Source organism: Gemmatimonas sp., from assembly GCF_041689975.1.
GTDB lineage: Bacteria > Gemmatimonadota > Gemmatimonadetes > Gemmatimonadales > Gemmatimonadaceae > Gemmatimonas.
Window position 1 is genome coordinate 1 of record NZ_JBDNFF010000223.1, and the last position, 13,494, is coordinate 13,494.

Sequence of the window (13,494 nt, forward strand, 5' to 3'; positions counted from 1 at the left end):
CATCGGTACGGTCATCGAGAACGGCGCCGACCTCACGGCGCGTCGCGCCATGCTGCAGGGGTCGATGCTGGCCGGCATGGCCTTTGCCAACGCGCCCGTGGGCGCTGTGCATGCGCTCGCCTATCCGCTTGGCGGACAGTTTCACGTGCCGCATGGGTTGAGCAATGCACTGATGCTGCTGCCAGTCCTCGAATTCAATCTGACGGAGGCAGACGCGCTGTATCGCGAACTCTCCGATGCTGTGCGGGCGGGTGAGCGCACGTGGCATCGCACCGCCAGCGGGCGCGCGTTCGTGGATGCGATGGCCACCATCGTGGGTGAGCTCGGTCTCGAGCGCACGCTCGGGGAGCTGGGGGTGATTGAAGCTGACCTTCCGGGCCTCGCGATCGACGCCATGAAAGGGCAGCGGTTGCTGGTGAACAATTGCCGCGATGTGAACTACGACCAGGCGCTGGCTCTGTACCGCGAGGCGTTGTGACGAGGACGACCGAAACGCGCGCGCACTATGCGCACCTGACCACGATGGACACGCGGTGGATGGACAACGATGCGTATGGTCACGTGAACAATGTGGTGTACTACAGCTTCTTCGACACCGCGGTGAACCGGTGGCTGATCGAACAGGGAGTTCTCGACATTGCCGGCAGCGCGGCCATCGGTCTTGTCGTGGAAACGCAGTGCCGGTACGCATCGCCGATCATGTTCCCGGATCGGGTGACGGCTGGTATCCGAGTCGTCCATCTCGGACGATCGAGCGTACGATACGAGCTGGCGCTCTTTTGCAACGATGACGAGTCGCCGGCGGCCACCGGCCACTTCGTGCACGTGTACGTGAACCGCGCATCACGCACGTCGGTGGCTATTCCTGATACAATACGGCAGGCGCTCGAGACCCTACGCGTGTCCCCTGCATCACCGATTTCGTCTTCTCCCAGCTGATGTCTATGCGTGCGGTCATCTGTAATGCGTTCGACCAGCCTGAAACGCTCACCGTCGAAACCGTCCCTGATCCAGGTGCCGCGGCCGGCGAGATCGTGGTCGAGGTGCACGCCGCCGGCGTGAACTTTCCTGATGCGCTGATGGTGATGGGGCAGTATCAAGTCCGTCCGCCGCTGCCGTTCACCCCCGGTGGTGAAGCGGCTGGTGTGGTCGTTGCGCTGGGCTCCAGCGTGAACCACCTGCACGTGGGACAGCGGGTGGTCGTACTCACGAGAACGGGCGCCTTCGCCGAGCGCGTGTGCGCGCCGGCGTCAGCCGCGACGCCCCTTCCCGCAGCGTTGTCGTTCGACGTAGCCGCCACGCTGCCGCTGGCCTTCGGGACCGCGATGCACGCACTGATCGATCGCGCCCAGATCGCCAAAGGAGAAACGCTGCTTGTGCTTGGCGCCTCCGGTGGCGTCGGGCTCGCTGCCGTGATGATCGGCAAGGCGCTCGGCGCGCGCGTGATCGCCGCCGCGAGTACCGACGAGAAGACGGCGCTGTGCCGCGCGCATGGTGCCGATGAAGTGATCAACTACACCACCGAATCGCTGCGCGATCGTGTAAAGGCGCTCACCAACGGGCTCGGACCAAACGTGATTTGTGATCCCGTGGGTGGTGATCTCACCGAGCCCGCATTCCGCAGCATTGCGTGGGGTGGGCGCTACCTCGTGATCGGCTTTGCCGGTGGGGCGATTCCGTCACTGCCCCTCAATCTGCCGCTGCTAAAGGGGGCGTCGGTGGTGGGTGTGTTCTGGGGATCGTTCGAGCAGCGCGAGCCGGTAGCGAATGCGCGACACCTCGCGCAGCTGATGGATTGGGTGGTGGATGGTACGATCTCGCCGGTGGTGAGCGCGCGTTACGCTCTCGATGAGAGCGCTGTGGCGCTACGCGCTATGTTGGAGCGACGAGTGGTAGGGAAGGTTGTGGTCGTCCCGACTCACTGACCAAAGAGGCCCACCTTGGATCCAACCGCCGTCATCATCCGCGCCGCCACGCCGGCCGATCTCCCGGCTCTCGGCCGTCTGGCTGTGCACCTCATGCAGACGCATCACGACTTCGACCGCGCGCGGTTCATGGCGGTCACGGCGCAGACCGAACGCGGCTACGCGTCGTATCTCGGTAGCCGGCTCGGACAGTCGAATACCGTGGTCCTGGTGGCCCTTTACGATGGCCAAATATGTGGCTACGCGTGGGGGAGTCTGGAAGGCGTCGACTACATGGCGTTGCGCGGGCCGGCCGGTGCACTGCACGATCTTGTCGTCGATTCCGGCTCCCGTGGTCGTGGAGTAGGTGGTTTGCTGCTGCAGGCCGCCATGGCGGCGCTCGAGCAGATCGGCGCAACGCAGGTGGTCCTCTCCACGGCCGCGCGTAACGAAAGTGCACAGCGCTTGTTTGCGCGTCACGGCTTTCGGCCGACCATGATCGAGTTGACGCGCGACTTGTAGTACCCGTCGTGCCCCGCATGAATTCGCTGATCCGGGTGAGGCGTAGCCCTCGCACAACGCAGTCGATACGGCTGCCCGCCCAACGCCACGTAACGGATCACACCATGCTTGTCGCTGCCGCGAAGGCTGCGAGACTGGTCGAAACGCCGAAGGGCAAGGGCCCGTTCACCATGTTCGCACCGACCAACGCGTAGATCCATTACGTTGTCAGGAGCATGCCGCCCAGTCACTCCGCCACGTCACGTACCCCCGAAGACGTCCTCCGCGATGTCTTTGGCTTCGATGAGTTCCGTCCAGGACAGCGCGAAGTCATCGACGCGGTGCTGGCCGGCAAGGACTGCATTGCCCTGATGCCCACGGGCGCGGGCAAGTCGCTCACCTATCAGCTCCCGGCACGGTTACTCGAGGGGACGGTCCTGGTGATCTCGCCGCTCATCTCGCTCATGAAGGACCAGGTGGACGCCGTCGCGGGCCTCGGCTTCTCGGTCACGGCGATCAACTCCACGTTGGACTTCGACGAGCGACGCGCGCGCATGGACGCGTTTCGCGCCGGCAAATACGAACTGGTGTTCCTCGCCCCTGAGGCGCTCGACGGCTACCTCGGCGACTTCGTGCGCGGTTGTCCGATTTCGCTGCTCGTGGTGGACGAGGCCCATTGCATCAGCCAATGGGGGCATGACTTCCGCCCGTCGTATCGCCGACTGCAGGGGCTCAAGGAGCAGCTCGATGTGCCGGTGCTCGCGCTGACCGCCACCGCGACCCGACGGGTCGCGCTCGACATCTTGCGTCAGCTCGGCATGCGCAAGCCGGCCGGTTTCAAAGGCTCGTTTTTTCGCCCGAACCTGCAGATCGCGACGCGCAAGAAAGGGCAGGGTGGCAACACGCGCGCGGAAATACTGGCGCTCATTCGCGCGCACGATGGTGAGAGCGGCATCGTGTACTGCCAAAGCCGCAAAGGCGTGGATCAGACCGCGGAGTTCCTCGCGGCGCAGGGCGTCCGTGCGCTACCGTATCACGCCGGTCTCGAACCTGACGAACGGGCGCGCAATCAGGAAGCGTTCAAGCGCGACGACATCGACGTGATCGTGGCGACCGTGGCGTTCGGGATGGGCATCGACAAGTCCAACGTGCGTTTCGTAATTCACCGCGACATGCCGAAGGATATTGAGTCGTGGTATCAGGAGATCGGCCGTGCCGGTCGCGATGGCTTGCCGAGCGACTGCGTGATGTTCTATTCGTGGGCTGATGTGAAATTGCACGAGCGCTTTCTCGACAATCTCGACGACGCGAGTGTGCGCGAGCGCACGCGACTGGCCACGGTGGCGTTGTTCGATCTCGTGGAACGCTCGCGTTGCCGCCATCAGGCACTCGTGGCGCATTTCGACGAAGTGATCACGTCGTGCGAGCGCTCGTGCGATGTGTGTACCGGCCATCGCACCGACGAGCGTATTGCTGAACTGGTGTCGTCGCAGGTCGGTACGGCACGCGGCCGCCGTGCGGCCGTCACCGCCGGCGTGCGCACCTCGCGCGGCCCCGACGCCGCGACGCTCGACGACGCTGAACGCGATCTTTTCGAGCGGCTGCGCGCGGTTCGACGCGAACTCGCCGATGAAGCGGGGGTGCCGGCGTACATCGTGTTCGGCGACAAGGTGCTGCTCGAGATGGTGGCGCGTCGGCCGGGCAGTCCGCGTGAATTGCTCCAGGTGCCGGGTGTAGGCGAGGCAAAGCTGGAGCGCTACGGTGCCGCGTTTCTCGAGGTGTTGCGGGGCGGGTGAGCACGGCGCGCTGGACAGTCCACGTTGGGGGCGCGGCGGGCGACCACCGACGTGACACTCGAGCTATCGCGCGCGCTGCGCCGTGCTGTCGAGCGCTGAACGCAGTCCGCGGGCAAGAACTACCGCATCGCCGATCGCCCAGAAATGCATGAAGAACAGTCGTGGCTCGTCGTTCAACATGTGATTGTGCAGGCTGGTCACCTCGATACCCGCGCCACGCAGCGCGCGGATAACCGGGTTCACCTCGGTAGCAAGAAGCACGAAGTCGCCGGTGATCGCCGCCCTGCCGCCCCCAGTGGGTTGGAAGTTCATCGCGGTCCCGAGGCCCATCGATCCCGGCACGACCATGCCCCGTTCGCGAATGGTCTCGGGGCGGGGCGTGCTCACCTGATAGACACCGCCGTTCGTGCGACCGGTGTACCCGAGCGCCGTCGCCACACTCGATGTATCCAGATCGATACCCGGTGCAGCGGCGCTCGAGGAGGGGGCTGGCGTCGTGGCGGGAGCGTTGGTGAGTGCAATCGCTGAACGTACTGTCTCGGCGATCTTCACCGCGTCACCGTGCGCGCTGACGTGCATGTACAGCACACGCGGGGTTTCGCGCATCACGTGGTGATGTACGGCGGTCTGCTCCACACCCCCTTGCTGCAGGCGTGACATCACGGCGGGTAGTTCACTCTCGGTGAGCACGATGTCGCCCATCGCCATGACGGAGTTGCCGGCTCCGGTGCCGTGCATGGCGATCCAGCCTCCTAACGCCATCGTCGGGCGGAGCGTCACGTCGCCACTTTGGTCGCTTACGACTACGTGTAAGTCACCTCGTGGGAAGTTGTACCGCTGCACGTCACCCGGTTGCGCGACGCCTGGGCGGCCCATCGCCGCGTCTACGGCCTTCCAGTCGGGGGCCGGGCTGCCGGGAGCGGTTCGCGCGGCGGAGGGAGGCGTCGTCGTGCTTCTGGCCGATTGGCATCCGATCGTGACGGCGACGAATAACGCGCCGAACACGGTGGTCACGACACCTGACGCGAGCGGGATGGGTGGGATCGAGCGGAGGATACGCATGATCGCTTACGGAAGAGAGTAAGGTCGCGTCGGCATGTCTGAAGTTACAATCTCAGAACGAGCGTCGTGCGCAGGCGCTCCAGCGGCGTCGGGCGCAGTATGGCGTCTCGGACCGGTGCCGCTGCGGCATCGAACGTGTCGTGCATCCCGGAAATACACGAAGCGCCGGATTGGAAAACGAGATCACGCACGTTTCGACGCGTTGACGTAGCGTTCGATGCCGTCGAGCACGCGCGCGAGCCCGAACTCGAAAGACTCGTCCATTGTGCGGGTCGGTTTGGTCGACGGCGTGGTCAGGAGTGCCGCGAAGTGCGGAAATCGCGGATCGCCGATGGCGCGCCCGAGATCCGCACCCACTTCTGCCGCCCATTGCGCAGCCGAAAGACCGCGCGCGCGCGCACGCGCCAGTGAGGTGGCCGTGTCCGATGCCCCGCGTGTGTAGCCGTCGAGAATACTCAGCACTTCGCCCATGTCGGCGGAATCCAGTCCGGTGCCAGCGAGCGAGTCGATGACGGCTTCGAGCCAGCTGAGCCAGTTCGGTCCGTGCGGCGCCGCCACGAACGGAAGCTCCGCCAGCCATGGTCGCGCGCAGAGCATCGCGCGCTTGGCACGCGCCCACTGCGCCAGCTCGCTCCGCCAATCGCCTCGACACGTCGGCGCGCGTGGCGGAAGTCCCATGCCCGCATCGACGATCGCGTCGAGGAGCGCCTCCTTGCTGGGGAAGTACCGATAGATCGCCATCGTGGTGAATCCGAGGCGCGCCGAGACCGCGCTCATCGTCACGGCGCTGAGTCCGTCCTCGTCGGCCAACTGCATCGCCACCTGCACCACCTCGTCCGGCGTCAGCGACGCTTTCGGACCGCGGGTGGATTGCGCGCGGTCATCCCATAAAAGCTGACTCCGCCACCGCAACTCGGAGTCTACCCGCACTGCGGCCTGCATCAGGACGTCGTGGGACAATACGTCGGGTGCTGCCTTCGTCACTCGTCCGCTCCGTGTCTGCGGCTCCGACTTCTTTCGTCCCGCCATGTCGCCTCACAGGAAAACTGTTGATAATCCTGAACTGTGTATATAATACACACATACGGTGTATGCCGTACACTAATAGATGGACCGCACGAACGGAAGCGTTCATGACGCGGACCGCAGCATCAAATCCAGAGGAACAGCTCATGTCGATCTCATCTACCGCCGCCGTCGCCCTGGGAGCTGCGCTTCACCAACGGCGCGCTGGTCGCCACTGGCGCGCAGTGTGACCACGTCAAGGACGGGCAGCTGAGCGCGGTGCAGCTGACGCGCCTCAGCACCCCCGCCCTCGCCGTTACCAGCACCGTTGGGTGGGCGCGCAGTCGTGACCGCCTGGCGGCGAACACCCCGAAGCTCGACGTGTTCGCCGCCGACCTCGGCGTCGAGTTCCGGAGCGAGCAGTGGTTCGCCGATCGTACCGTGTCGCTGAGTCCCTTCGTCGGCGCGGGTGCCGGCGCGCGGAGCTACAACTACCGCAAACTCGAGGTGGACGCGATGAACAATCTGGCGGGTTACGTGGCGGCCGGCGGTGAGCTCGGCATCAAGCGCGTCGCCGTGCGCCTGGAAGTGCGTGACTACGCCACCGGCTTCAAGCCGCTGGTGGGCAGCGGCACGTCCGCCACGCGCAACGATGTGATGCTCATGGCCGGCGTGCGCTTCAACCGGCGCCACACCAGCGGTCACTGACGCGTGACGAGCGCACAGGCCGCGGAGCGCAACATGCGACGCACCCGAGCCGACTGGGGCATCCCACTCTGACTGACCACGCTCAGCCTCGTGCCCGCTCTCGCTGGTGCGGTTCCCGCGGCCGAGCTCGTGAGTGGTACCCTCGCGGTCCCTCCGGCCGTGCTGCGATCACGCCAGAGAATGCCAGGTTCTTCGCCTCACCGTTCCCGATCCTGCTCCACATTGTCGCCACCCTCGTGTACAGCATGCTGGGTGCGTTGCAGTTCTCCGAGGGGTTCCGTCATCGACGGCGCGGATAGCACCGCGTCGCCGGCGGCTTGGTGGTCGCGAGCGGACTGCTGGTAGCGACCACGGGACTATGGATGACGCTGCACCATCCATGGCCGCCCGGCGATGGTCAACTGGTTTATCTCGAGCGCCTCGTGTTCGGATCGGCGATGCTGCTATTTCTCATGCTGCCCGTGAACGCCATTCGGCAGCGCAATTTCGCGGCGCACGGTCGCTGGATGACTCGCGCATATGCGATCGGGCTGGGCGCTGGCACTCAGGTGTTCACGCACTTGCCGTGGTTTCTCGTGTCCAACGAGAAGCCCGGTGAACTGCCGCGGGGGCTGATGATGGCCGCCGGATGGATCATCAATGTGCTGGTGGCCGAGTGGGTCATCCGTGCACCCCGTCGCGTCATCCGCTTGGATTCAGGCGGGCTGGTCGCACTTCTACCAGCCGATGACCTAGCCTGACACGAACGGTCGTCGAGAGTTCTTGGAACCTCAGCGAGTCCGCGACGCTTCAACCTTTGCCGTAGGGGATGTGACGTGGCGCGCGAGCGTCGTCCGGTCCCTCGCGTGTGGATTGCCCACAGCTGTTTTCTCTTTTCAAGGAACTTTCGACGATGCACGATATTATCGACACTGCGGTCGCCGCTGGCACGTTCTCCACCTTGGCTGCCGCTTTGACTGCGGCCGGCCTTGTGCCGACGCTGAAGGGCGAGGGCCCGTTCACGGTTTTCGCACCGACCGACGAAGCCTTTGCGAAGTTGCCGGCCGGCACGGTCGAGGCACTCCTTGCTGACATTCCGAAGTTGACCGCCATCCTCACGTATCATGTCGTCGCGGGCAAGGTCATGGCCGCAGCTGTGGTTACGCTCGACGGACAGGATGTGGCCACCGTGAACGGTGCGACGGTTCGCGTGACGACCGACGGCGGTGTCAAGCTGAACGGTTCGGCGCACGTAGTCACGACCGACATCGAATGCACGAACGGCGTCATCCACGTGATTGACGCGGTGATTCTGCCGCCGGCATAATTCGCCTAACCGGAGACGAGGCAATGGGAATCACAGTCGCAGTCGCGCAGCTCGTAATCGCGCTGTCTGTGTTCGTTGTCTGGGTGGCACGTTTGTCGAACGTGGAGCGGGAGTTTCGGGAGTATCATCTTCCGGATCTCGTACGCAACCTCGTGGGTGCCACCAAGATCGCTGCGGCCACGCTGTTGGTGGCCGGACTCTGGTTCCCAGCGCTGGTCTTTCCAGCGGCGGTCACGATGGGCGGACTCATGTTGAGCGCCCAGTATTTCCATTTTAAGGTTCGGCATTCGCTGGTCAAGTACATGCCGTCGTTTGCCTTGCTGGTGTTGTGTGTGTATGTAGCGCTGTCGGCGTACGGAGTCGTTATCTGAATGGTGCTCGGCAATGCGTTGGCGCTCCTCTCGGGGTTGTCATTTTTCGTGTATGGACTGAGCTGTCTGCAATCCAGCGCGATGGCGCGGGAGTTTGAGCGGTTTGGACTGGCGAACTTCCGTGTACTCACCGGTGTGCTCGAAGTGTGCGGTGGCGCCGGGATACTCGTTGGACTCTGGTATACGCCGCTATTGTTTCTCGCGTCGGCAGGATTGACGGTACTGATGGCGCTTGGCGTGGGCGTGCGTCTGCGCGTTCGCGACAGTCTTCTGCAGACCCTGCCAGCACTTGGCTTCTTTGTCGTGAACGGCTACGTGGCGATCGAGGCCTGGCATCGGATGCGCCCGTAGCGGTACGTTCGCATTTCTTGGCCATAAACTGTTGCCTTTCCCCTATTGAATATCCCCTTCGGCGCCTACAGAAGAATACGGTGCTAATTGACCGATCCCTCTCTGAAGGACGGTGCGTTCCTGTCTGCGAAATTCACGTTGAACACGCGGCGCGGCTGAACTGATCACACAGAGAAAAAGAGAGGCTCTTCGGGGTTTCGTGTGGGTGAATCTCAGCCGACTCGCCTGAGAAGCGGGGCACCTCGACCGGCCGCTGCAACGCACGGACACACCACAGGGCGTCGGGAAGAGGCTGATGGGTCAGCGGGCAATGCGGCGCGTGGTTCTTCAGGTTGCTGGCCTTGGGCCGCGGCATGGTAGCGGCCATCTTCGGAGAGGCAACACAGCGGGCATTTGGTTCGATATTCACCCGCAGTCAACCCCGAAGAACCATGCTTTCTGGACTGTTCCTCTGCGTGCTCTGCGCCTCCGCGTCCTCTGCGTGATCAGTTCAGCCGACGGTTCGTCGACGAGTGATCCGTTCGGCGGCAGATCACCGGCGGCGATGCTCGGGTAGACCGAGCACTGATCACGCAGAGAAACGGAGAACGCAGAGGCGCAGAGGTCTCGTGCCGATAGGTCGCTACACAACGGCACCGTCATTTATTTGCCTCTTCGGAATTGGGTGAGGCAACGCAGCGGGCCGCTGGGGCCGAGAATCACCCACACGAAACGCCGAAGAGCCCTTTTCCTCTGTGTGATCAGTTCAGCCGTGCCGCCGAGGCAACCGGTCACTAACGGGCTGATGTCGCCACTTCTTTCAAGTTGCATTTTCGTGAGCGGCAGGAGACAGGATTCTCCTGTGAAAACTCGTGAAACTTGGCCGTGGCAGGACGCGAGATTTGCGAAAGTGCCGCTAGGCGAGCGCCGATGCGTTACTGATTGCGGTACGTCGGGATCTTCAGCTCACTCCGCCACGTTTATCCCATAACGGCGGAACGCCGGCATTCCTGCGCCACGATGTCGCGACGTGGATCGTCCGTGATCGTTGCCAGCCTCAATCCCTGACTGGAGTTGTCGTCGATGTCGTACACGATTGTCCTGCTGGTGGTCACGTTTGTGGCGTCACTGGGTGGACTTTTGCTGTTCATCTGGTCGATGTCCAAGGGGCTGTTCGGTTCGGCTGACGCCGCGAGCCGCGTGATCTTCGGCGCCAAAGAGGTCGGCCTGATCGAAGAGCCCGCGGCGCGAACCGCGGACGCACAGGACGATCTGCAGGAGACGATGAACCGCACGGGACATACCGGCGAGTTCTCTATCCTCTCGCTCGAAGAAGCCGACGAGCGAGCGCAGCAGGATGAATCGGGACGCTGGCCGGTGCTGCTCTCCATCGGGTTCGCCGTGCTCTGGCTGGTGTTGGCGTCGATGTTCGGTCTGCTCGCGTCGATCAAGTTGCACGTCCCGGACGTTCTCGTCGGCGAAGCCTGGCTCACGTTCGGGCGGATCCGCCCCGCTCACCTCAATGCCGTGGCCTACGGTTGGTGCAGTCTCGCGGCGTTTGGCGTGGCGCTGTGGCTGATGCCACGGCTGTTGCGCACGCCGCTGGTCGGGGGTAAAACGGCGGCCGTGGGCGCCCTGCTCTGGGGACTCGGCGTCAGCGCCGGTATCATCGCCATTCTCACTGGTCACAGCGCTGGTCTGGAATGGCTCGAGTTCCCGTGGCAATGTGACGTGCCCATGGTGATTGGTGGCACGATGATGGGGGTCGCCCTGCTGCGCACGCTGCGCAATCGCCGCGTGGAGCACCTGTATGTGTCGGTGTGGTACATCGCAGCTGGCCTGATCTGGCTCCCGATCCTGCTTACGGTGGCCAACTGGCCCGGCCTGCACTATGGCGTCCAGCAGGCGGCGATGAATTGGTGGTACGGCCACAACGTGCTTGGCCTGTGGTTCACACCGATCGGCCTCGCCGCCATCTACTATTTCATCCCGAAGGTGTTGGGGAAGCCCATCCACTCCTACAATTTGTCCCTCATCGGCTTCTGGACACTCGCGTTCTTTTACAGCCAAGTGGGTGGGCATCATCTTATCGGCGGCCCGGTGCCGGGATGGCTCATCTCGCTCTCCATTGTACAGAGCATGATGATGATCGTGCCGGTGACCGCAGTGGCCATCAATCAGCATCGCACCTCGTGGGGACACCTGGGCGCGCTCCGTCACTCACCGACGCTGCGCTTCGTCGTGTTTGGTGGCATGATGTACACGCTGGCGTCGGTGCAGGGATCGATCGAGTCGCTGCGCATGGTGAACACCGTCACGCACTTCACGCATTACACGGTGGCCCACGCACACCTCGGCCTGTACGGATTTTTCTCGATGGTCATGTTCGGGTCGATCTACTTCATTCTGCCTCGCGTGCTTGATTGGGAATGGCCGTCGGCGCGGCTGATCAGCGCACACTTCTGGTTGGTGATCGGCGGCTTCGCGACCTACTTCGTGGGACTCACCATAGGCGGCTGGTTGCAGGGGCTTGCCATGCTGGATGCGGCGCGGCCGTTCATGGACAGTGTCAACATCACCAAGCCGTACCTCTTGGTGCGAACGATCGGCGGAACGCTTATGACTCTGGGTCATCTGGTGTTCGCCGTGCACGTGGCCATGATGCTGATGCGGCGTGGCCGCCAGCGAGGAGGCGCCACGCTGCTGCGTCGTCGTTCCGGCACGCCGGTAGGTAGCCCAGCGATCGCAGGCGGTGTCGCATGAAGCGCGACCGGGAACTGGATGTCACACGGCTCATTGCCGGTGCACTCGCCATTGTGGCCTTTTCCATCGTGGCGCTGGTGGTGATGCCGTACGTGCTCACGGAAAGCACGTCCAGATCAGATAAGCCAGCCGCGTACACCGATGCGCAGGCGGCGGGCCGCGCGGTTTATATCGCCAACGGCTGCATATATTGCCATTCGCAGCAACCTCGTGATCCAAGTATCGCCCCCGACGGTCAGCGAGGATGGGGGCGCCCCTCGGTGCCGGACGACTATGTGCGCGACAAGCCGCACCTCCTCGGCACCATGCGGACCGGTCCTGACCTGTTCAACATCGCGGTGCGGCAGCCCAGTCGCGACTGGCACCTCGGACACTTGTATCAGCCGCGGGCGTATTCGCCCGGGTCCATCATGCCGGCGTTTCCGTTTCTCTTCGCCGAGCGTCGCGGGGCGCTGCAGACGGGGGACGTGGAAGTGTTGTTGCCACCGGGTGTGGCACCCACCGGCGTGCGCATCGTCGCGCGGGAGGAGGCGAAGCGACTCGTGGACTACTTGCTGTCGCTCGACCACAGTTATCCGGTTGATCCCTCGGTTCGTAAACGGAGGATGCGATGACACGCGACGGATTGCCGCCGCGCCAACGGGAGAATGAAGACCCCGATGAGCAGGTCCGACCGATTCCGCGATTGCTGATCGCCATGATGGTGATCGGTGTGGCCTGGGGTGCGTGGTATCTGAGCCGCACCAGCACCGACGTGAGCCCGCTGTTTGGGGACGCACGCACCGCGGTCGCCTTCACCGCAGCTCCTGCATCCGCTCGCGCAGATGGTGCGCAGGTATACGCCGGCAAGTGTGCGGCGTGTCATCAGGCATCGGGTGCCGGACTGACCGGCATATTTCCGCCGCTCGCCGGCTCGTCGTGGGTGACGGGCAGTGAGCAACGTCTCGTGCAGATCTTATTGCATGGTATTCAGGGGCCGATCGAGGTGTTGGGTACCACGTACAACGGCTTGATGCCTTCGTGGAAGATGTTGTCCGACGCAGAGCTGGCGGCGGTCGCGACCTACGTGCGCGGTGCTTTCGGCAATCAGGCGTCGGCCATTAGTGCGGAGTTGGTGGCGGCCGAGCGCGCGGCCACCGCGTCGCGCGTGACAACGTGGGCCGGCGGTGCCGAGCTCGAGTCGGTAAAGTAGTGGCCGCGCGCGCGGCGATCGGGCTGGCCGTTTCCGCGGCGCTCGTGGTGGCCATGCTCGGTACGGCCACGCGCGGCTTCTCGGCGCTCACCACCGATACGGCGCGCGCGCTCGCTGTCGCCGCGACGCCGGTGACCGTGCCCGCAATCGGGCTGCTCGACATGCATGGCGCAGCGCACACGGTGCGCGATGACCGGCGCAGCACGATTGTCGATTTCATCTACACGCGCTGCGTCACCGTGTGCAGCGCACTCGGTGGCGTGTATCAGTCGCTGCAGGCGGAGATCCGTGCGCGCGGGCTGGAATCGCAGGTGCGTTTGCTGTCGGTGTCGTTCGATCCGGTGTGGGACACACCCAAGCGTCTCGGGCCGTATGCGGACATGATGCATGCTGATCCCGCGATCTGGACCATCGCGACCGTGGCTGATTCAAACGCGCTGCCTGCGGTGTTGCAGGCGTTCGGTGTACGCGTGATCGACGATGGCGTGAACGGGTTCGTGCACAACGCGGCGTTGCATGTGGTCGACCCCGATGGGCGACTGGTGGCGATCCTTCC

16 protein-coding genes and 1 pseudogene are annotated in these 13,494 nt (G+C 63.9%); 15 read left to right on the plus strand and 2 right to left on the minus strand.

What is annotated here, in order from left to right; genetic code table 11:
• The 6 genes and pseudogenes from ACESNG_RS13945 to ACESNG_RS13970 all read left to right on the plus strand — a co-directional run.
• Nucleotides 1-478 (plus strand): iron-containing alcohol dehydrogenase (locus tag ACESNG_RS13945; protein WP_373069451.1); only part of this gene is annotated, 478 nt, incomplete at its 5' end.
• 44 nt (nucleotides 479-522) lie between these two features.
• The gene (locus tag ACESNG_RS13950) at nucleotides 523-939 is read left to right on the plus strand and encodes an acyl-CoA thioesterase (RefSeq protein ID WP_373063324.1); all 417 of its coding nucleotides are present in this window, start codon (nucleotides 523-525) and stop codon (nucleotides 937-939) included.
• Nucleotides 940-944: 5 nt separating this feature from the next.
• Entirely contained in the window at nucleotides 945-1,925 is a 981-nt protein-coding gene (locus ACESNG_RS13955) for an NADPH:quinone oxidoreductase family protein (RefSeq protein WP_373063312.1), read from the plus strand.
• A gap of 15 nt (nucleotides 1,926-1,940) precedes the next feature.
• Nucleotides 1,941-2,426 (plus strand): N-acetyltransferase family protein, encoded by a 486-nt coding sequence (locus ACESNG_RS13960; protein WP_373063314.1) that lies wholly within the window; start codon nucleotides 1,941-1,943, stop codon nucleotides 2,424-2,426.
• 95 nt (nucleotides 2,427-2,521) lie between these two features.
• Nucleotides 2,522-2,617, plus strand: a pseudogene (locus ACESNG_RS13965) (fasciclin domain-containing protein); the annotation flags it as partial.
• Between the two features lie 24 nt (nucleotides 2,618-2,641).
• Nucleotides 2,642-4,201 carry an ATP-dependent DNA helicase RecQ gene (locus tag ACESNG_RS13970; protein WP_373063316.1) on the plus strand — a complete coding sequence of 520 codons (1,560 nt, stop codon included), beginning with the start codon at nucleotides 2,642-2,644 and terminating at the stop codon, nucleotides 4,199-4,201.
• Between the two features lie 63 nt (nucleotides 4,202-4,264).
• Here the strand turns inward: ACESNG_RS13970 and ACESNG_RS13975 are convergent, their stop codons facing one another.
• Both ACESNG_RS13975 and ACESNG_RS13980 read right to left on the minus strand, forming a co-directional pair.
• Nucleotides 4,265-5,263: a DUF1259 domain-containing protein gene (locus ACESNG_RS13975; RefSeq protein WP_373063318.1), complete on the minus strand. Its 999-nt coding sequence runs from the start codon at nucleotides 5,261-5,263 to the stop codon at nucleotides 4,265-4,267.
• A gap of 183 nt (nucleotides 5,264-5,446) precedes the next feature.
• Nucleotides 5,447-6,247, minus strand: coding sequence for a TetR/AcrR family transcriptional regulator (locus ACESNG_RS13980; RefSeq protein WP_373069453.1), 801 nt, complete (start codon nucleotides 6,245-6,247; stop codon nucleotides 5,447-5,449).
• 300 nt (nucleotides 6,248-6,547) lie between these two features.
• Between ACESNG_RS13980 and ACESNG_RS13985 the strand changes: the two genes are divergently transcribed.
• From ACESNG_RS13985 to ACESNG_RS14025, 9 genes are all read left to right on the plus strand, one after another.
• Nucleotides 6,548-6,976, plus strand: coding sequence for a hypothetical protein (locus ACESNG_RS13985; RefSeq protein WP_373063322.1), 429 nt, complete (start codon nucleotides 6,548-6,550; stop codon nucleotides 6,974-6,976).
• 320 nt (nucleotides 6,977-7,296) lie between these two features.
• Entirely contained in the window at nucleotides 7,297-7,716 is a 420-nt protein-coding gene (locus ACESNG_RS13990) for a DUF2306 domain-containing protein (RefSeq protein ID WP_373069457.1), read from the plus strand.
• A gap of 152 nt (nucleotides 7,717-7,868) precedes the next feature.
• Nucleotides 7,869-8,282, plus strand: coding sequence for a fasciclin domain-containing protein (locus ACESNG_RS13995; protein ID WP_373061156.1), 414 nt, complete (start codon nucleotides 7,869-7,871; stop codon nucleotides 8,280-8,282).
• Nucleotides 8,283-8,305: 23 nt separating this feature from the next.
• Nucleotides 8,306-8,653 (plus strand): DoxX family protein, encoded by a 348-nt coding sequence (locus tag ACESNG_RS14000; protein WP_373061157.1) that lies wholly within the window; start codon nucleotides 8,306-8,308, stop codon nucleotides 8,651-8,653.
• The gene (locus ACESNG_RS14005) at nucleotides 8,654-9,004 is read left to right on the plus strand and encodes a DoxX family protein (RefSeq protein ID WP_373061158.1); all 351 of its coding nucleotides are present in this window, start codon (nucleotides 8,654-8,656) and stop codon (nucleotides 9,002-9,004) included.
• 1,062 nt (nucleotides 9,005-10,066) lie between these two features.
• Entirely contained in the window at nucleotides 10,067-11,746 is a 1,680-nt protein-coding gene (locus tag ACESNG_RS14010; RefSeq protein WP_373061159.1) for a cbb3-type cytochrome c oxidase subunit I, read from the plus strand.
• Nucleotides 11,743-12,360, plus strand: a complete 618-nt coding sequence (locus tag ACESNG_RS14015) for a cbb3-type cytochrome c oxidase subunit II (RefSeq protein ID WP_373061160.1) — start codon at nucleotides 11,743-11,745, stop codon at nucleotides 12,358-12,360. The genes ACESNG_RS14010 and ACESNG_RS14015 overlap by 4 nt, the downstream gene beginning before the upstream one ends.
• Complete coding sequence (locus ACESNG_RS14020; protein WP_373061161.1) at nucleotides 12,357-12,938, plus strand: cytochrome c; 582 nt, start codon at nucleotides 12,357-12,359, stop codon at nucleotides 12,936-12,938. The genes ACESNG_RS14015 and ACESNG_RS14020 overlap by 4 nt, the downstream gene beginning before the upstream one ends.
• The coding region (locus tag ACESNG_RS14025; RefSeq protein ID WP_373069455.1) for an SCO family protein at nucleotides 12,938-13,494 on the plus strand (557 nt) is incomplete at its 3' end. The genes ACESNG_RS14020 and ACESNG_RS14025, both read left to right, overlap by 1 nt.

Coding starts and splice junctions, on each gene's coding strand:
- ACESNG_RS14000 (WP_373061157.1), top strand. CDS start 8,306: ATGGGAATCACAGTCGCAGTCGCGCAGCTCGTAATCGCGCTGTCTGTG.
- ACESNG_RS14005 (WP_373061158.1), top strand. CDS start 8,654: ATGGTGCTCGGCAATGCGTTGGCGCTCCTCTCGGGGTTGTCATTTTTC.
- ACESNG_RS13995 (WP_373061156.1), top strand. CDS start 7,869: ATGCACGATATTATCGACACTGCGGTCGCCGCTGGCACGTTCTCCACC.
- ACESNG_RS13955 (WP_373063312.1), top strand. CDS start 945: ATGCGTGCGGTCATCTGTAATGCGTTCGACCAGCCTGAAACGCTCACC.
- ACESNG_RS14020 (WP_373061161.1), top strand. CDS start 12,357: ATGACACGCGACGGATTGCCGCCGCGCCAACGGGAGAATGAAGACCCC.
- ACESNG_RS13950 (WP_373063324.1), top strand. CDS start 523: ATGGACACGCGGTGGATGGACAACGATGCGTATGGTCACGTGAACAAT.
- ACESNG_RS13975 (WP_373063318.1), bottom strand. CDS start 5,263: ATGCGTATCCTCCGCTCGATCCCACCCATCCCGCTCGCGTCAGGTGTC.
- ACESNG_RS14010 (WP_373061159.1), top strand. CDS start 10,067: ATGTCGTACACGATTGTCCTGCTGGTGGTCACGTTTGTGGCGTCACTG.
- ACESNG_RS13970 (WP_373063316.1), top strand. CDS start 2,642: ATGCCGCCCAGTCACTCCGCCACGTCACGTACCCCCGAAGACGTCCTC.
- ACESNG_RS14015 (WP_373061160.1), top strand. CDS start 11,743: ATGAAGCGCGACCGGGAACTGGATGTCACACGGCTCATTGCCGGTGCA.